Below are 16,786 nucleotides of genomic sequence, written 5' to 3'. Positions count from 1 at the left end.
GGTTACTCATAGCGCAACGCCTCCGCCGGCGCCGTGCGCGCCGCGCGCCACGCCGGGTAGATGGTCGCGAAGAACGCCATCAGCAGCGCCACCGCCGCGATCATCGCCACGTCGCTCGACTGCAGGTCGATGGGCAGCCCGGTCACGTAGTACACGTCCTCGGGCATCAGCACCACGTCGAACACGCGTTCGATCGCGCGCAGGATGTACTCGAGGTTGAAGGTCAGCAGCAGCCCGCCGATCACGCCCAGGGTGGTGCCGATGACGCCGATCAGCGTGCCCTGCACCATGAACACCTGCATCACGCCGCGCGGCGTGAGCCCCAGCGTGCGCAGGATCGCGATGTCGGCGTGCTTGTCCATCACCAGCATCACCTGCGAGTTCAGCAGCGAGAACGCGCCCATCAGGATGATCAGCGACAGCAGGATGCCGATCATCGTCTTCTCCAGCTTGAGCGCGCGGAACATGTTCGCGTTCTCCATGCTCCAGTCGCTGACGCGGTAGTAGCTGCCGTTCTCCCGCGCCAGCGCCTCGGCCAGGTCGCGGGCGACGTTCCAGGCCTGGTCCATGTCGTGCAGTTTCAGGCGCACGCCGGTGACGCCCTCGCCCATGCGCATCAGCCGCTGCGCGTCTTGCATGTTGACCACCGCCAGCCGGCGGTCGAAATCCTGGTAGCCGGCCTCGAACAGTCCGCTGACGGTGAAGCGCTTGAGCTGCGGCACCGCGCCCATCGGCGTGACCTGGAAATCGGTGGTGACCACCACCTTGTCGCCGACCCGCGCGCCGAGCCATTGCGCGAGTTCCTTGCCGAGCACGATGTTGAACGAGCCCGGCGACAGGTCCGACAGCTCGCTCTGCACCATCCACTCGGCCAGCGCCGAGACCTGCGACTCGTCCTCCGGCGACACGCCGCGGATCGCCGCCGGCTCCTGCCGGGTGCCGCGCAGCAGCGCCTGGGTGTCGATGTAGGGCGCGGCGCCGGACACGCGCGGATCGCGCTTGGCCACCTCGACCGCGTGCGGCCAGCCCTGCATGGCCTCGCCGTCGGCAGTGACCGTGGCGTGCGCGACCATGCCGAGCATGCGGTCCTTGATCTCGCGCTGGAATCCGCTCATCACCGCCAGCGTGGTGATCAGCACCATCACGCCGATGGCGATGCCCAGGATCGAGGCCAGCGAGATGAAGGAGATGAAGCCGTTGCGGCGCTTGGCGCGCAGGTAGCGCAGGCCGATGGCGACGGGGATCGGTTTGAACATGCTCGGCAATCGGCGGGGCAGCCGCTATGGTGCCATCGAAGCCCCGCCGCGGGCAGCCTCGGGCGCGGGTGCGGCCAGACGCAGTTCACGTCGCCGCGGCGGCGGCAGCGTGTCCGGCCACCAGGCGCGGCGCCGGCGCCTGCCCCGCCCGTCCCGCCACGAGGCAAACGCGAGCGGCCCGCGCCACTGCAGATCGAAGCCTTCGACCGCCTCGCCGTCGACCTGCACCGGCGCGGCATCGCCGCGCAGCACGAAGGCCTGCGCCGGCCGGCGGCGCTCGCGCCGGAACAGCCGGGCGCCGTGGGCCACGGCGGCGACGGCCAGCGGCCACGCCAGCCCGCGCGGCATTTCCGACGCCAGCACGGCGCATGCGGCCGATACGGCCAGCACGGCGATCGCGGCGAGCAGCCAGCGCGACGGCCGCCACTCGATCCGCGCTTCGGGCGCGCTAGTTCGGAGGGAGCTCGCGGATGCGCTGGACGAGCGCGTCGAGTTCGGCATCGCTGGCGGCCTCGTGGCCCATGCACCAGTGCCAGAGCTTATCGTCCTCGCAGTCCAGCAGCCGTAGGAAAACCCCGCGCTGCGCTTCGGAAGCCGCTGCCCATTCGCGGTCGAGCCAGCGCCCGAACAAGGCGTCGAGTTCGCGCATGCCGCGGCGGCAGCGCCAGCGGATGCGGCGGAGTTCGGCGTCGTCGGATGGGAGGTTCATGGCTCGTGTGACTCCTCCGGTGGCGATGGCTTCGACCGACGCCGGGTCGCCTCCCTTATTCACCTGTCATTTCGAGCGCAGCGAGAAATCTTCTCTCCGCAAGCCGCGTGCGAGCCGAAGCAGATTTCTCGCTGCGCTCGAAATGACAAGTGGGGGAATTCCGGACCGGCCGACAATCGCGCCTGGAGGCGCGCCTACCCGTGCCTGGCCAGCATCAGCTGCTTGATCGAACCGATCGCCTTGGCCGGGTTCAGGCCCTTCGGGCAGGTCCGCGCGCAGTTCATGATGGTGTGGCAGCGGTAGAGCTTGAACGGATCTTCCAGGTCGTCCAGGCGCGCGCCGGTGTCCTCGTCGCGGCTGTCGATGATCCAGCGGTAGGCCTGCAGCAGGACCGCCGGGCCGAGGTAGCGCTCGCCATTCCACCAGTAGCTCGGGCAGCTGGTGGTACAGCAGGCGCAGAGGATGCATTCGTACAGGCCGTCGAGCTTGTCGCGGTCGGCCGGCGACTGCAGGCGCTCGCGGTCCGGCGGCGGCGCGCTCTGGGTGCGGATCCAGGGCTGGATCGAGGCGTACTGGGCGTAGAAGTGCGTCAGGTCCGGGACGAGGTCCTTGACCACGCTCATGTGCGGCAGCGGGTAGACCGGCACTTCGGCCTTCCTGCAATCATCGATGGCGAGCGTGCACGCCAGCGTGTTGGTGCCGTCGATGTTCATCGCGCACGAACCGCAGATGCCCTCGCGGCAGGAGCGGCGGAAGGTCAGCGTCGGGTCGACCTCGTTCTTGATCTTGATCAGCGCGTCCAGGACCATCGGCCCGCACTTGTCGAGGTCGACCTCGTAGGTGTCGGTGCTCGGGTTCTGGCCGTCGTCCGGGTTCCAGCGGTAGACCTTGAAGGTCCGCACGCGCGTCGATCCGGCCGGCGCCTTGAAGTGCCTGCCCTTGCGGATCTTCGAGTTCTTCGGGAGGGTGAATTCAGCCATGATGGGTCCGTGATTCGTAATTAGTGATTCGTGATTCGGAAAAGCGTGGTTCGCATCGTTGTCGCCTGCTGCGAATCACCAATCACGAATCACCAATCACGGCCTTAATACACGCGCGCCTTCGGCGGCACGACCTCGACCTCGTCGTCGAGGGTGTACATGTGCACCGGGCGGTAGTCGATGCGGGTGTTGCCGGCATCGTCCAGCCAGCACAGCGTGTGCTTGTGCCAGTTCGCGTCGTCGCGGTCAGGGAAGTCCTCGCGCGCGTGCGCGCCGCGCGATTCCTTGCGGTTCTCCGCACCGGTGATCGTGACCTGCGCCTGTCCAAGCAGGTTCATCAGCTCGTAGGTCTCGATCAGGTCGGAGTTCCAGATCAGCGAGCGATCGCTGACCCTGACCTCGGCGAAGGATTCGCGGATCTCGCGGATCTGGCGCACGCCCTCGGCCAGCGTCTCCTGGGTGCGGAACACCGCGGCGTGGCCCTGCATCGAGCGCTGCATGCGATCGCGGATGGTCGCGGTCGGCAGGCTGCCGCTGGAGTTGCGCAGGCGGTCGAGGCGCGCGATCGCCTGGTCGGTGGCATCGTCGGGCAGGCGCACATGCGGCTGGTTGGGCTTGATGGTCTCGGCGCAACGGTTGGCGACCGCGCGGCCGAACACCACCAGGTCGAGCAGCGAGTTCGAACCGAGGCGGTTGGCGCCGTGCACCGACACGCAGGCGGCCTCGCCGATCGCGTACAGCCCCGGCACCACCGCGTCGGGGTCGCCGTTCTTCAGCTGCACCACTTCGCCGTGGTAGTTGGTCGGGATGCCGCCCATGTTGTAGTGCACGGTCGGGATTACCGGGATCGGCTGCTTCTCGACGTCGACGCCGGCGAAGATCTTCGCGCTTTCCGCGATGCCCGGCAGCTTCTTGTGGATGTCGGCCGGGTCGAGGTGGGTCAGGTCGAGGTGGATGTGGTCCTTGTGCTCGCCGACGCCGCGACCCTCGCGGATCTCGATCGTCATCGAACGGCTGACCACGTCGCGCGAGGCGAGGTCCTTGGCATTGGGCGCGTAGCGCTCCATGAAGCGCTCGCCATTGCTGTTGCGCAGGATGCCGCCCTCGCCGCGCACGCCCTCGGTGATCAGGCAGCCGGCGCCGTAGATGCCGGTCGGGTGGAACTGCACGAACTCCATGTCCTGCAGGCCCAGGCCGGCGCGCAGCGCCATGCCGCCGCCGTCGCCGGTGCAGGTGTGTGCCGAGGTTGCCGAGAAGTAGGCGCGGCCGTAGCCGCCGGTGGCCAGCACCACCCCGTGCGCACGGAACAGGTGCAGCGTGCCTTCGGCCATGTCCAGCGCCAGCACGCCCTTGCAGGCACCGTGCTCGTCCATGATCAGGTCGAGCGCGAAGTACTCGATGTAGAACTCGGCCTGGTGCGCCAGCGACTGCTGGTACAGCGTGTGCAGGATCGCGTGGCCGGTGCGGTCGGCGGCGGCGCAGGTGCGCTGGGCGATGCCCTTGCCGTAGTGCGTGGTCATGCCGCCGAAGGGGCGCTGGTAGATCTTGCCCTCCTCCGTGCGCGAGAACGGCACGCCTTGGTGCTCGAGCTCGATGATCGCGGGGATGGCCTCGCGGCACATGTACTGGATCGCGTCCTGGTCGCCCAACCAGTCCGAGCCCTTGATGGTGTCGTAGAAATGGAAGCGCCAGTCGTCCTCGCCCATGTTGCCCAGCGCGGCGGAGATGCCGCCCTGCGCCGCGACGGTGTGCGAGCGGGTCGGGAAGACCTTGGTGATGCACGCCGTCTTCAGGCCCTTGTGCGCGAGCCCGAAGGTCGCGCGCAGGCCGGCGCCGCCGGCGCCGACGACGATCATGTCGTACTTGTGTTCGGTAATCGGATACGCGGACGTCATTGCAGGCTCAACCGGCGAAGGCGATGCGGGCGATCGCATACAGCGAGGCGACGGCGCCCAGCCCGCAAAGGAAATTGATGAGGAAGTGCCCGGCGATCTCCAGCGAGCGCGTGTGCACGTAGTCTTCGAGCACGATCTGCAGGCCGAGCCTGGCGTGCCAGAACATGCTGACCAGGAACACGGCGAAGATGATCGCGTTCCACGGCCGCGCGATGATCCCGCGCGCGGTTTCCAGGTCGACGCCGACCAGCGACACCAGCGTCACCACGAACCAGATCGCCAGCGGCGCGAGGATCACCGCGGTCACCCGCTGCTTCCAGAAATGCTCGGTGCCCGAATGCCCGGCGCCCAGGCCGCGGGCGCGCTTGAGCGGCGTGCGGTACGGCGCCGCGCGCGAGGTCTCGCCGCCGCCGCTCATGCCGCACCCCGCAGGGCGAAGAACCAGATCAGGCCGGTGATGATCGCGCCGAGCACGAACACCGCGTATCCGGTCTTGTAGGCGGTCGGGATGTCGAATCCCCAGCCCGCGTCCCACAGCAGGTGGCGGATGCCGTTGAGCAGGTGGTAGACCAGCGCCAGGGTGAAGCCGAACAGGAACAGCATTCCCAGCGGCGAGGACCACTGCCGCGAGGCGAATGCGTAGGCGTCGCCGCCGACGGCGATCGCCATCAGCCACCACACCAGGGAGATCCCGCCCAGCGCCAGCGAAATGCCGGTGATGCGGTGGAGGATCGACATGAACGACGTGATCTGGAACCGATACGTCTGCCCCAGCATGAAGGGCGACAGGGGGCGTTCGCGGTTTGCCATTGCTGGCTGGTCTCCTCGCTGGCGGCTGCGGGCCGCGTGGCTGGATCGTGGCCGACCCGACGCCGGCCCCGCAGTCAAATCAGAAATCGATGCAGCGGCCGTTCTTTTCCCAGTCTCCGTACCGGGTGGGGTCGAGGCCCTCGCGGCCGCCGGTTTCCCCCATTCTCGGCGATCCGGTCTCGTTTGCCGGTCCGGTTTCCGCAACAGGCTTTTCCGCCTCTCCCGCAGGCTGCCCGGAACCGTGTTCGCCTAAGATGTCGTGGCCTTTCACGAACGAAAGTTTAGTCCCGCACCCCATGTCCGACAAGCCAACCGCGACCAATGGCGAGTATTTCACCATCCCGGGATGGGCGGTGGTCGCCCTGCGCGGCGAGGATGCGTCCCGTTTCGCGCAGGCGCAGTTCATGGGCGACGTCGCCGCGCTCGCGCCCGGCCAGTGGCAATGGAACGGCTGGCTGACGCCGAAAGGCCGCGTGATCGCGCTGTTCGCGCTGCTCCGGCTCGACGAGACGTCGCTGCTGCTGTTGCTGGCCGACGCCGATCCCGGCGACTTCGCCGCAGCGCTGTCGCGCTTCGTGTTCCGCAGCAAGGTGAAGGTCACCCACGAGGCCGCGGCGCATGTCGCCGGCGCGTTCCGTGCGCCGGACGCCGCACGCGGCGCGGCCGTCGCCGGAACCGGCGCCGATTCCGGGCTGGCGCTCGATTTCAGCGCCGCCGGTAGCGCCCGCACCCTGCGCATCGGCCCCGAATCTGCGGCGCAGGACCCCGGATCGGCCGCCCGCTGGCGCGCTTGCGACCTCGCCCACGGCCTGCCCCGGCTCGATCCCGCGCAGCGCGAGCAGTGGACGCCGCAGCAGCTGTCGCTGGACCGGCTGCGCGCCTACAGCGTGAAGAAGGGCTGCTATCCCGGGCAGGAGATCGTCGCCCGCACCCATTTCCTCGGGCAGGCCAAGCGCGGGCTGGTGCGGCTGCAGGGGGCGGCGGTCGGTGAACTCGATGAAGTGATGGCCGGCGCGCCCCCGGGCGGGGGCGTCGCTTCGGTTCGCCCGATCGGCCAGATCGTCTGTGCAGCGGGCGACGAGGCGCTGGCGGTCATGCCGCTCGATGCCGGGGATGGCCCGTTCTCCAGCGGCGGCCAACCCTGCCGACGCCTGCCGCTGCTGGACGGCCTGGCGCGCTGAAGCCGGCCGCACGAGGCCGGCCCGGGCCACACCGACAGGCGGCGCCGACCGTCTCCAACGCAATCGATTTGCGCTGCTATGCTCGGCCCGCACGGGGCGTTCCAGGGGATCGTGGCCGGGAGGGGGCTGCGGTCCGGAACGGGATGCCGGCACGTGTCCCTTTCCACCTTCGCGGGGTCCTCATGAACAGGATCGTCAGTGCGCCGGCCATCGTCGGTGCCGTCTTCGTTTCCACGCTTCTGCTCGGCGCCTGCACCAGCACGCCGCCCGCCACCGCGGACGCGCCGCAGGCGCCGTTGCCGCCGCGCGCCACCATCGAAAAACTCTCGGCCGACGGCCTGTTCGGCTTCGGCAAGGCGCGCATCGACGAATCGAGCGGCGGCGAAGGCCTCGCGTCACTCGATGCGCTCGCGGCCAGGCTCGCCGACGGGCGCAGGATCAAGGCCGTGCACGTGATCGGCCACAGCGACCGCATCGGCAGCGACAAGGCCAACCTCGCGCTGTCGACGCGACGCGCGGAAGCGGTGCGCGACTACCTGCTCGCCCGCGGCGTGCAGGCCGACCTGGTCACTGCGGTCGGGCGCGGCAGCGTCGAGCCGGTGGCCGAATGCCCGGGGGAGCGCGGCGAGGCGCTGATCGCCTGCCTGGCGCCGAACCGGCGGGTGGAAGTTCGGGTCAGCTACGGCGAGTGAGATCCATCCATCGCTTGTCGTCCCGCACGTCCTGAAATCTTCCCGCAGGCATCAAACCTTCAAGGTGTCATCCCGACCGAAGGGAGGGATCTCCTGCGCGGAAGCTTCTGCGCGCGAGATTCCTCCCTTCGGTCGGGATGACAAATCACAGACCAGGACCGTCCGGCAACCACCCGGGCCGGAATCCTCAGCCGCCCGCCAGCGCATCCGCCGCCGCGACGATCTCCTCGTCCGACGGAATCACCAGGAAGGCCGCGCCCGCCAGCGGCGTGAACGTGTCCGCGCCCACCACGCGTCGGAACGGCCGCGCGAGGTAGCCGGCTTCGGCGATCGCGGTGACGATGCCCTCGCCCACGCCGGCGCTGCGGCGGCCCTCGTCGACGACGAGGATGCGCTCGCATTCCGCGGCATGCCTCGCGATCGCCGCCTCGTTGAGCGGCACCAGCCAGCGCAGGTCGACCACGCGTACCTTCCAGCCATGCTTCGCCTCGATCGCCTTCGCCGCGCGCAGGCTCATCGGCACGCCGTTGCCGAAGGTGAAAACCACCAGGTCCCGCGCCTCCGGACCGTAGACGCGCTCCTCGCCCAGCGGCATCGCCAGGTCCGGCGACGGGTACTCGGTCAGCCAGCCGCCGTCGCCCGGTTCGTGCAGGTCCTTGGCCATGTACAGCGCGATCGGTTCGAGGAAGGCGCAGACGCGGCCGTCGACCTTCGCCAGCGCCGCCAGCGTGCGCAGCATCGTCGCCGCGTCGTCGCCGCGCGACGGGCAGCCGACCACGAGGCCGGGGATGTCGCGCAGCGCGGTGATCGAGTTGTCGTTGTGGAAGTGCCCGCCGAAGCCGCGCTGGTAGCCGAGCGAGGCGATCCGCATCAGCATCGGATTGCGGTACTGGCCGTTGCTGAAGAACTGCAGGCTCGCCGCCTCGCCGCGGATCTGGTCGCAGGCGTTGTGGAAGTAGGCCAGGTACTGGATCTCCGGCAGCGGCAGCATGCCCATGTTGGCGTAGCCCTGGGCGAGGCCGAGGATGATGGTCTCGTCGAGCAGGGTGTTGAACACGCGACGCGCGCCGAAGGCCTTCTGCAGGCCCTTGGTGACGGTGTAGACGCCGCCCTTCTGCGCCACGTCCTCGCCGAACAGCAGCGCTTCGGGGTACTTGGCGAACAGGTCGTGCAGCGCGGCGTTGATCTGGATGGCGAGGTGCTTGGGGCCCTGCTTCTCGGGCAGCTTCGCCGCGCCGCCGAAGGCCTGCTCGCGGCGCGCGGCGTAGTCGGCGCGTCCGGCCTCGGCCTGCACCGCCTCCGGCGTGTACGGCGCGAGCGGCGCGACCACGTCCGCCAGCGTCTGCAGCCGCGGCCGGCGGTCTGCATCTTCCGCGGCGGCGAAGCATTTCTTCCGGGTCACCTCGTAAAGATCGAGGATCTCGTCCTTCGACATCAGCCCGGACTCCAGCGCGATCGTGGCCGAGCGCAGCAGCGGATCGCTCGCCTCCACCGCGCACAGCTCCTCGATGCTGCGCCACTCGATCTCGAAGTCGGTGCCGGCGTGACCCATGATGCGGGTGGTGCGCAGGTGCAGGAAGGTCGGCCGCCGCGTCCTGCGGCAGTGCTCGACCGCGCGCTGCACGTCGCCGTAGCCGGCGGCCAGGTCGAGTCCGTCCGCGTAGAAGTAGTCCAGGTCCGGCCGGCTGCGGAAATTGCGCGCCACCCAGCCGTCCGGCGTCTTGACCGAGATGCCGATGCCGTTGTCCTCGCACACGAACAGCACCGGTGCCGGCAGCTTCTGGTAGGCAGTCCAGGCCGCGGCGTTGAACGCGGTCTGCGCGGTGGCGTGGTTGCTCGACGCATCGCCGAACGAGCAGACCACGATGCTGTCGTCCGGCACCGGCAAGGCGTGGCCGATGCGCCGCGCCTGCTCGATCGCGACCGCGGTGCCGAAGGCCTTGGGCAGGTGCGAGGCGATGGTCGAGGTCTGCGGCAGCACCCACAGCGGCTTGCTGCCCCAGACCTTGTGGCGACCGCCGCTGGCGGGATCGTCCTTGCTCGCGGCGAACGACAGCGCCGAATCCATCACCGGGTCCATCCCCGGCAGCTTGCGGAAGCGCTCGGCCATGAAGCCGCCGCTGCGGTAGTGCAGGAACGCCGGATCGGTATGGCGCGTGAGCCGCGCGACCATCGCATTGCCCTCGTGGCCGCTGGAGCCGATGGTGTAGAAGACCTTGTTCTGCACGCGCAGCACGCGCGCCATCAGGTCGAGGTGGCGCGAGACCAGCTGCGACTCGAACAGCTCGCGGAAGCCGCGCGCATCGAGCACGCTGCCGTCGAGGATCGCCTCGCCCTCACCCGGCGTCGCATCCGGCCGTCCGCCCCAGCCGCGCACGAACTCCTGGAAGTTGACGTCGCAGATCTCGGCGCGGTTGAGCCCCTTCATGCGGGCCGGAATAACCTCGGGAACGTTGGCAAACATGCATTACCCCAATAGGGCGGGCCCGGGCCCGCCGCAGAGACGATCAAAAGCGGGTCAAGCCCCGCCCCATGTCGATTGTTCGATCAAGGCCTTCATCGCCGCCGGCGGATCCGGCATCGCCACGAAGCCCGGCGTCGCGCGCACGCGCGCCAGCCAGTCGCGCAGCGCCGGATACGGCGACAGGTCGAAGCCGCCGTCGCCGGCGACGTCGGTGTAGGCGAACAGCGCGATGTCGGCCACGCCATGGTCCGGGCCGGTGAACCAGTCGTTCGACGCCAGATGCTTTTCCATCACCGCCAGCGCCTGGTGGCCGCGCTCGCGCAGCCGCGGCAGGTCGGCGCGGCGCGGCGAGTCGAGCGGCGTCCAGCCGCTGATGAAGCGCGCGACGGCGATGTACGGCTCATGGCTGTACTGCTCGAAGAACATCCAGCCCAGCGCCTGCGCGCGCTGCCAGGCATCGGCCGGCAGGTACGGCGTGCCTTCGGCAAGGAAGCACAGGATCGCGTTCGACTCGACCAGGATGCGGCCGTCGTCGAGTTCGAGCATTGGCACCCGGCCGTTGGGATTCTTCGCGAGGAACGCGGGCGTGCGGGTCGCACCCGCGGTGATGTCGACCTCGATCCAGCGGTACGGCCGTCCGAGCTGCTCCAGCAGCAGGCGCAGCTTGTGGCAGTTGCCCGACGACGAATAGCCGTGGATCGTGGTCATGCGAACCTCTTGCGGTTGGCGTCCCATTCCGCGCGCGTCTGGCCCCAGATGTCCACCCGCGCTTCGTCCAGCGGCGGCGGCAGCTTGCCGGGCCCCTTGCGCACCGAACCCAGGCGGGTGGCGACCTTCTGCGAGGCGACGTTGTCCGGCGCGATGCAATGGATGATCTCGCGCCAGCCGAGGTTCGCGAACGCCCAGTCGATCGTCGCGACCGCCGATTCGACCGCGTATCCCCTGCCCCAGGCGTCGGGATGGAAGGCATAGCCGATCTCGTTGCCCGGCCAGCCGAACGGCCGCCACGGCCCCATCTGCCCGATCCACCGCCCGCTGGCTTTCTCGACCACGGCAAACATCGCGAAACCCTGCAGCGCCCAGGCGCCCGGCATCTGCAGGAACTTGCGCCATGCCGCGTGCGGCGGCTGCACGCCGCCGATGTGGCGGGTGGCTTCCTCGTGCGCCTGCAGCTCGGCGTATCGATCGAAGTCTTCGATCCGCGGCAGGCGCAGGAGCAGGCGTTCGGTTTCGAGGCGGATGTCGGAGGGAAGCATGGTGGGAACCCCGGTCGTCATCCCGGCGAAAGCCGGGATCCAGTTTTTCCAGCGCGCGCCGTGAGCTGGATCCCGGCTTTCGCCGGGATGACGGTCAGAACGCGTTGATGCCGGTCAGCTCGCGCCCCACCACCAGTTGGTGCACGGTCTCGGTGCCCTCGTAGGTGATCACCGACTCGAGGTTCAGCGCGTGGCGGATCGGCGAATGCTCGGTGGTGATGCCGGCGCCGCCGAGCAGGTCGCGCGCCTCGCGCGCGATGTCGATCGCCATGCGGCAGTTGTTCCACTTGGCCAGCGACACCTGCGTCGGCTGCATGTTGCCGGCGTCCTTCAGGCGACCCAGCTGCAGCGACAGCAGCTGCGCGGCGGTGATGCGCCGCGCCCAGTCGGCCATCTTGATCTGGGCGCTCTGCGTGGCCGCGACCGGGCGGTCGAACAGGATACGCTCCTTCGAATAGCCGAGCGCCTCGTCGAGGCAGGCGATCGCCGCGCCGATCGGCCCCCAGGTGATGCCGTAGCGCGCCTGCGTCAGGCAGCCCAGCGGACCCTTCAGGCCCTTGACGTTGGGCAGGCGATTGGCCTCGGGCACGCGCACGTTGTCGAAGTACAGCGCACTGGTCACCGAGGCGCGCAGGCTCATCTTGTGCTTGATCACCTGCGCGCTGAAGCCGGCGAAGTCCTTCTCGACCACGAAGCCCTGGATGCCGTCATCGGTCTTCGCCCAGACGATCGCGATGTCGGCCAGGTTGCCGTTGGTGATCCACATCTTGGAGCCGTTGAGGATCCAGTCGGCGCCGTCGCGCTTCGCGTGGGTCTTCATGTTGGCCGGATCGGAGCCGCCGTGCGGTTCGGTCAGGCCGAAGCAGCCGATGACCTTGCCCGCGGCCATGTCCGGCAGCCAGCGCTTGCGCTGCTCCTCGCTGCCGTAGGCGAAGATCGGGTACATGCACAGCGAGGACTGCACGCTGGCGAAGCTGCGCAGGCCCGAATCGCCGCGCTCGAGCTCCTGGCAGATCAGGCCGTAGCTGACGTAGTTGAGCTCCGAACCGCCGTACTCCGCCGGCAGGGTCGCGCCGAGCAGGCCGAGGCCGGCGATTTCTGGAATCAGCTCGGTCGGGAAGCGGCCCTCGTCGAAGCACTGGCCAATGATCGGCAGCACGCGCTCGTCGGTGAAGCGGGCGACGGTGTCCTGCACCGCGCGCTCCTCCTCGCTGAGCAGGGAACGGACGTCGTAGAGGTCGTAGGGATGCAGGGCCATGGGCGGGTTCGTACGGGAAAGTTTCATATTGTACGACCCGCGCGCGGCCCTGCCCCTCCCGGGACAGGCCCGGAAATGCGAACGGGCCGGCATGTGCCGGCCCGTTCGGGGAAACGCCTGTGACGGAGCGCCGGATCAGCCGCGATCGGGCGCCCCGGCCGAGGCCATGCGGGTCATGACCTCGCCGTCGATGACCGGCAGGCGCTCGCCCGGCTCCTCGTCCATGCGGATGGTCTGCTCGACGCCGTCGTAGCGGTAGGTCACGTCGTAGCCGATGGTGCGGTCCTCGCTGCCCAAGGCGATGCGGTTGCCCGGCTTCTCGCCGGTGCGCATGGTGCCGGTGGTGCCGTCCGGGTTGCGGTAGGTCACGTTGTAGGCGACCACGCGCGAGGACTGCGCACTGTCCTGCACGGTGCGGCACTGGCGGTCGACGCGTTCGACCACGCGACCGCCGACGTGGCGCTTGTCGACCTTGTTGCCGATCACGCCGCCCGCGACCGCGCCCGCGGCGGTCGCCGCCCGGCGGCCGCTGCCGCTGCCGACGTTGCTGCCGACCAGGCCGCCGATCACCGCGCCAGCGACCGTGCCGCCGACGTTGCCGTCGCGCTCGGGCAGGCGCTCCTGCACCACGACGTCCTCGCACACCTGGCGCGGCGTGGTCGAGGTGGTGGTTTCGCGGACCGGCTCGGTGCCGATCACGGTCGCGTACAGCTCGGCCTTCTCGGTCACCGGCATCACCGCCACGACCGGCGCGTACTCGAGACGGGCACCCTCGTCGGCAGCGATTTCTTCCGCGGTGGACGAATCGGGCGACCCCGCCTTGTCGCGACTGTTGTGGTAGGCGCCCACTGCGACGCCGCCGACCAGCAGCGACGCCAGGGCAATGGCCAGGGTGTTGCCTTTCATGTGTCTCTCCTACGGGGCCTTCCGCCCACACTGGAACGTGCAGGCAGATTGCAGCACTGTGAAGCTGAACAAGACCCCGAAAAGTTCCCCGCAAACTGACGCGCCCGTGAATCGCCACGTGCTGCGCGCCGTGATAGCTTGAGTGCCGTCGCCGTCCTCCTGCCGGAGTCGTCCGCATGGCCAACCCGCTGCTGCTCCCCCTGCTCAACTGGGCGCGCGGATTGCGCTACCCCACGCTGTTCAAGCTGACCGCGGTCGCGTTCGCGATCAGCATCCTGTGGCCATTCGATCCGATTCCTTTCATCGACGAGATCGTGCTCGGCCTGGGCACCGTGCTGCTGGCGAACTGGAAGAGCCGCAAGGCGCCGCCCGAGCCGCCGATCGAGGGCGACGCCGCGCGCCGGCCCTGAGCCGCGACCACGGGCGCGCGCCGCGAGGAACGGCATGGCCACGACCGCATGCTGCTGATCGACAGCCACTGCCATCTCGATGCACCGGAGTTCGACGGCGACCGCGACGCCGTGGTCGAGCGCGCCCGCGCCGCCGGCGTCCTGCACCAGGTCGTGCCGGCGGTCGACGCCGCCGGCTGGCCGAAGCTGCGCGACCTGTGCCGGGCGACTCCTGGGCTGCATCCGGCCTACGGCCTGCACCCGATGTACCTCGACCGCCATCGCCCGGAGCATCTCGACCAGCTGCGCGCGTGGATCGAGCGCGAACACCCGGTCGCGGTCGGCGAATGCGGCCTCGACCATTTCGTCGACGGCCTGGACCCGGCCGCGCAGCAGGCGTATTTCGAAGGCCAGCTGCGGCTCGCGCGCGAGTTCGACCTGCCGGTGATCGTGCACGCGCGGCGCGCGGTGGACGCGGTGATCGCGACGCTGCGGCGGATCGGCGGACCGGCACAGGCGCTGCGCGGCGTGGTGCACAGTTTTTCGGGCAGCGAGGAACAGGCGCAGCAGCTGTGGAAGCTCGGCTTCCTCCTCGGCCTGGGCGGACCGGTCACCTACGCGCGCGCCAACCGCCTGCGCCGGCTCGTGGCCACCATGCCGCTCGAATACCTGTTGCTGGAAACCGACGCGCCCGACCAGCCCGACGCCGGCATCCGCGGCGAGCGCAACGAACCGGCGCGATTGGTGGCCGTGCTGGAGACGATTGCGCGCCTGCGCGATGGCGATCCAGGGGAGATCGCCGACGCGACCACCGCCAACGCGCGCCGCCTGTTCGCCCTGCCCTCCCCGTAGGCACGTCTTCAGGCGCGACCCGTGGCCCGGTCATCGCCGCGAGCGCCGGCGGCGCTCCTACGGCTTGAGCAGCATGTCCAGCGCCTTGCCCGCCGCCGCGAAGGCGAACGCGCCGGTGATGTGCGTGGCCGCACCCAGGCCGGCGCCGCAGTCGAGCTTCAGCGCCGCGTCCGGCCCCACCTGCGGGCGCAGTCCGCAGACCGTGCCGTCCGCCTGCGGGTACTTCACGTTCTCCAGCGAGTACACCGCCGGCACGCCGAAATAGCGGTCCCGGTTCTTCGGGAAGTTGAACTCGCCGCGCAGCTTCCGGCGGATCAGCGCCAGCATCGCGTCGTGCTCGGTGCGCGAGAGGTCGCGCACGCGCACCAGGGTCGGGTCGGTGCGCCCGCCGGCGGCGCCGACGGTCAGCACCGGCTGCTTGCGGCGACGGCACCACGCGATCAGTTCCACCTTGCTGCGGAAGCTGTCGCAGGCGTCCACCACCAGGTCGAAGCCGCGGTCGAGCAGGTCGCCGAGGTTGCCGGGCGTGAGGAACATCGGCACGACGTCGAGCGAGATCGCGGGATTGATCGCGCGGCAACGTTCGGCCATCGCTTCGGCCTTGTTGCGGCCGTACTGCCCGTCGAGCGCGGGCAGCTGGCGGTTGGTGTTGGACAGGCACAGGTCGTCGGCATCGATCAGCGTCAGGTGTCCGATCGCGCTGCGCGCCAGGGCCTCGACCACCCACGAACCGACGCCGCCCAGGCCCACCACCGCCACGCGCCGCGCGCGCAGGCGATCGACCGCGCCGCGCCCGTACAGGCGGTCGATGCCCGCGAATCGTTCGGTCCATGCCTCGTCCATGGCGACAGTCTACCGGCCGCACCCGCATGCTATCGTCGCCGCGCCAGCCACGGAGCCAGCCATGTCGACCACGCCGCAGCCCACGCCCGACGCCAAGCCCGCCCGCAAGCCGCCGTCCGCCGCGTCGAAGTACCTGTTCATGTTCCTGCTCGGCCTGGTCATCGGCATCGTGGCGCTGGTGATGCTCATGCGCACGCTGGAATCGCGCAAGACCTGGCGCGACCACTATCCTCATGCGCTGATGCACCTGCTGTCGGCGCAGGCCGCGCAGCTGCAGGACAACGCCGGCGCGAACCGCTGCAGCCCGACCGACACCCTGCCGCACCTGCAGTCGTTGCGCAGCCTCGGCAACGATTTCGAGCGCGCGTTCCCGGAACTGCGCGACGACCGGAACTTCGTCGCGCACTCGGCGAAGTTCCGCGGCACGCTGGACGCGGCGCTGGCGGCGCCTCCGCTCGGCTGCGAGGGCGTGGAGCAGGCCGTCAGTCAGGTCGGCGAAGCCTGCAAGGCCTGCCACCAGGACTTCCGCTGAGGTCCGGCCCGAAGCCTCCGTAGTTCGGGCTGCGCGACCGTCGTTTTTCCGAAACGGTCGCGAATCCGCCGCCTGAACCGCAACTGCATCGATCAGCACCGTTTGCACGATCGCGACGCGGAATTGCTGCCGCGTTCACCGACCTCCGCCTAGTGTCCCGATCGACGGCTGCGCCGCACGCGCCGCCCGCATCGTCCACCTGCGAGGAGCTTCCGATGAACGTCCGCATGCGCATCCTGACCTGTGCCGCCACGACTGCCGCGCTGGCCCTCGCCGGCTGCGCCAGCACTTCACCCGGCTACGGCCCGGGTTACGGCAGCGGCTACGGCAACACCGCGCCGCCGGCCGGCCGCTGCAGCGACTGCGGCACGGTGGTCGCGATCGAAACCTCCGCCGCCGGCGGTGGCACCAACGTCGTCGGCCCGGTGCTCGGCGGCATCGTCGGCGCGGTGGCGGCCAAGGAACTGGCGCGCAAGAACACCGACAGCGAAGGCCGCCGCAACGTCGCGATCGCCGCGGGCGCCGCCGGCGGCGCGGTGGCGGGCAACGCCATCCAGAACCGCACCGGCGCCAACCGCAGCGGCTACACGATCCATGTCCGCATGGACGACGGCCGTACCACCGCCGTGCACCAGGCCGATCTGGACGGCATCCGCGAAGGTTCCTACGTCCGCGTGCAGAACGGTCGCGCCTGGGCCTATTGATTCCGGCGCCAGAGATCAACGCGCGACGGGGGCGCACCGCCCTCCGTCGCGTCCGGGCC

The 16,786-nt window shown here is 69.6% G+C and carries 20 protein-coding genes; 6 read left to right on the top strand and 14 right to left on the bottom strand.

What is annotated here, in order from left to right:
- Nucleotides 1-2: 2 nt before the first annotated feature.
- The 8 genes from FQY83_RS00265 to FQY83_RS00230 form a co-directional block, all read right to left on the bottom strand.
- The gene (locus tag FQY83_RS00265) at nt 3-1,256 is read right to left on the bottom strand and encodes a lipoprotein-releasing ABC transporter permease subunit (protein WP_146384014.1); all 1,254 of its coding nucleotides are present in this window, start codon (nt 1,254-1,256) and stop codon (nt 3-5) included.
- A gap of 24 nt (nt 1,257-1,280) precedes the next feature.
- Nucleotides 1,281-1,757 carry a hypothetical protein gene (locus FQY83_RS00260; RefSeq protein WP_146384012.1) on the bottom strand — a complete coding sequence of 159 codons (477 nt, stop codon included), beginning with the start codon at nt 1,755-1,757 and terminating at the stop codon, nt 1,281-1,283.
- On the bottom strand, nt 1,705-1,965 hold the full coding sequence (locus FQY83_RS00255; RefSeq protein ID WP_146384010.1) for an FAD assembly factor SdhE: 261 nt from the start codon (nt 1,963-1,965) through the stop codon (nt 1,705-1,707). The genes FQY83_RS00260 and FQY83_RS00255 overlap by 53 nt, the downstream gene beginning before the upstream one ends.
- Before the next feature lie 194 nt (nt 1,966-2,159).
- Complete coding sequence (locus tag FQY83_RS00250; protein ID WP_146384008.1) at nt 2,160-2,945, bottom strand: succinate dehydrogenase iron-sulfur subunit; 786 nt, start codon at nt 2,943-2,945, stop codon at nt 2,160-2,162.
- A gap of 104 nt (nt 2,946-3,049) precedes the next feature.
- The gene (gene sdhA / locus FQY83_RS00245; RefSeq protein WP_146384006.1) at nt 3,050-4,840 is read right to left on the bottom strand and encodes a succinate dehydrogenase flavoprotein subunit; all 1,791 of its coding nucleotides are present in this window, start codon (nt 4,838-4,840) and stop codon (nt 3,050-3,052) included.
- Between the two features lie 7 nt (nt 4,841-4,847).
- Nucleotides 4,848-5,258 (bottom strand): succinate dehydrogenase, hydrophobic membrane anchor protein, encoded by a 411-nt coding sequence (gene sdhD / locus FQY83_RS00240; protein WP_146384004.1) that lies wholly within the window; start codon nt 5,256-5,258, stop codon nt 4,848-4,850.
- Nucleotides 5,255-5,650: a succinate dehydrogenase, cytochrome b556 subunit gene (gene sdhC, locus FQY83_RS00235; protein WP_146384002.1), complete on the bottom strand. Its 396-nt coding sequence runs from the start codon at nt 5,648-5,650 to the stop codon at nt 5,255-5,257. The genes sdhD and sdhC overlap by 4 nt, the downstream gene beginning before the upstream one ends.
- Before the next feature lie 79 nt (nt 5,651-5,729).
- On the bottom strand, nt 5,730-5,921 hold the full coding sequence (locus FQY83_RS00230; RefSeq protein WP_158636396.1) for a DUF1674 domain-containing protein: 192 nt from the start codon (nt 5,919-5,921) through the stop codon (nt 5,730-5,732).
- A gap of 25 nt (nt 5,922-5,946) precedes the next feature.
- Here FQY83_RS00230 and ygfZ point away from each other — a divergent pair, with 25 nt between their 5' ends.
- Both ygfZ and FQY83_RS00220 read left to right on the top strand, forming a co-directional pair.
- On the top strand, nt 5,947-6,831 hold the full coding sequence (gene ygfZ / locus FQY83_RS00225) for a CAF17-like 4Fe-4S cluster assembly/insertion protein YgfZ (protein ID WP_146383998.1): 885 nt from the start codon (nt 5,947-5,949) through the stop codon (nt 6,829-6,831).
- Nucleotides 6,832-7,013: 182 nt separating this feature from the next.
- Nucleotides 7,014-7,523, top strand: coding sequence for an OmpA family protein (locus FQY83_RS00220; protein ID WP_158636395.1), 510 nt, complete (start codon nt 7,014-7,016; stop codon nt 7,521-7,523).
- A gap of 187 nt (nt 7,524-7,710) precedes the next feature.
- Here FQY83_RS00220 and FQY83_RS00215 read toward each other — a convergent pair whose 3' ends face one another.
- The 5 genes from FQY83_RS00215 to FQY83_RS00195 form a co-directional block, all read right to left on the bottom strand.
- Nucleotides 7,711-9,987, bottom strand: a complete 2,277-nt coding sequence (locus FQY83_RS00215) for a thiamine pyrophosphate-dependent enzyme (protein ID WP_146383994.1) — start codon at nt 9,985-9,987, stop codon at nt 7,711-7,713.
- A 54-nt stretch (nt 9,988-10,041) separates the two neighbouring features.
- Nucleotides 10,042-10,695 (bottom strand): glutathione S-transferase family protein, encoded by a 654-nt coding sequence (locus FQY83_RS00210; RefSeq protein WP_146383992.1) that lies wholly within the window; start codon nt 10,693-10,695, stop codon nt 10,042-10,044.
- A complete protein-coding gene (locus FQY83_RS00205) occupies nt 10,692-11,243 on the bottom strand; it encodes a GNAT family N-acetyltransferase (protein ID WP_146383990.1) in 552 nt (183 codons plus the stop codon). The genes FQY83_RS00210 and FQY83_RS00205 overlap by 4 nt, the downstream gene beginning before the upstream one ends.
- A gap of 94 nt (nt 11,244-11,337) precedes the next feature.
- Nucleotides 11,338-12,501: an acyl-CoA dehydrogenase family protein gene (locus FQY83_RS00200; RefSeq protein ID WP_146383988.1), complete on the bottom strand. Its 1,164-nt coding sequence runs from the start codon at nt 12,499-12,501 to the stop codon at nt 11,338-11,340.
- Nucleotides 12,502-12,636: 135 nt separating this feature from the next.
- Entirely contained in the window at nt 12,637-13,407 is a 771-nt protein-coding gene (locus FQY83_RS00195) for a glycine zipper 2TM domain-containing protein (RefSeq protein WP_146383986.1), read from the bottom strand.
- A gap of 176 nt (nt 13,408-13,583) precedes the next feature.
- Here FQY83_RS00195 and FQY83_RS00190 point away from each other — a divergent pair, with 176 nt between their 5' ends.
- Together FQY83_RS00190 and FQY83_RS00185 are read left to right on the top strand one after the other, a co-directional pair.
- Nucleotides 13,584-13,817: a DUF6116 family protein gene (locus FQY83_RS00190; protein ID WP_146383984.1), complete on the top strand. Its 234-nt coding sequence runs from the start codon at nt 13,584-13,586 to the stop codon at nt 13,815-13,817.
- 48 nt (nt 13,818-13,865) lie between these two features.
- Nucleotides 13,866-14,648: a TatD family hydrolase gene (locus tag FQY83_RS00185; protein ID WP_146383982.1), complete on the top strand. Its 783-nt coding sequence runs from the start codon at nt 13,866-13,868 to the stop codon at nt 14,646-14,648.
- Between the two features lie 57 nt (nt 14,649-14,705).
- Here the strand turns inward: FQY83_RS00185 and FQY83_RS00180 are convergent, their stop codons facing one another.
- Entirely contained in the window at nt 14,706-15,491 is a 786-nt protein-coding gene (locus tag FQY83_RS00180; RefSeq protein WP_146383980.1) for a tRNA threonylcarbamoyladenosine dehydratase, read from the bottom strand.
- Between the two features lie 61 nt (nt 15,492-15,552).
- Between FQY83_RS00180 and FQY83_RS00175 the strand changes: the two genes are divergently transcribed.
- Nucleotides 15,553-16,023 (top strand): cytochrome c, encoded by a 471-nt coding sequence (locus FQY83_RS00175; RefSeq protein WP_146383978.1) that lies wholly within the window; start codon nt 15,553-15,555, stop codon nt 16,021-16,023.
- A gap of 215 nt (nt 16,024-16,238) precedes the next feature.
- Nucleotides 16,239-16,727 (top strand): peptidoglycan-associated outer membrane lipoprotein precursor, encoded by a 489-nt coding sequence (locus FQY83_RS00170; RefSeq protein WP_238333349.1) that lies wholly within the window; start codon nt 16,239-16,241, stop codon nt 16,725-16,727.
- Nucleotides 16,728-16,786 lie beyond the last annotated feature (59 nt).

Source organism: Luteimonas marina, from assembly GCF_007859325.1.
Lineage (GTDB): Bacteria > Pseudomonadota > Gammaproteobacteria > Xanthomonadales > Xanthomonadaceae > Luteimonas > Luteimonas marina.
The sequence above is the reverse complement of the archived record's forward strand: the minus strand, read 5'-3'. Positions and strand labels throughout refer to the sequence as shown.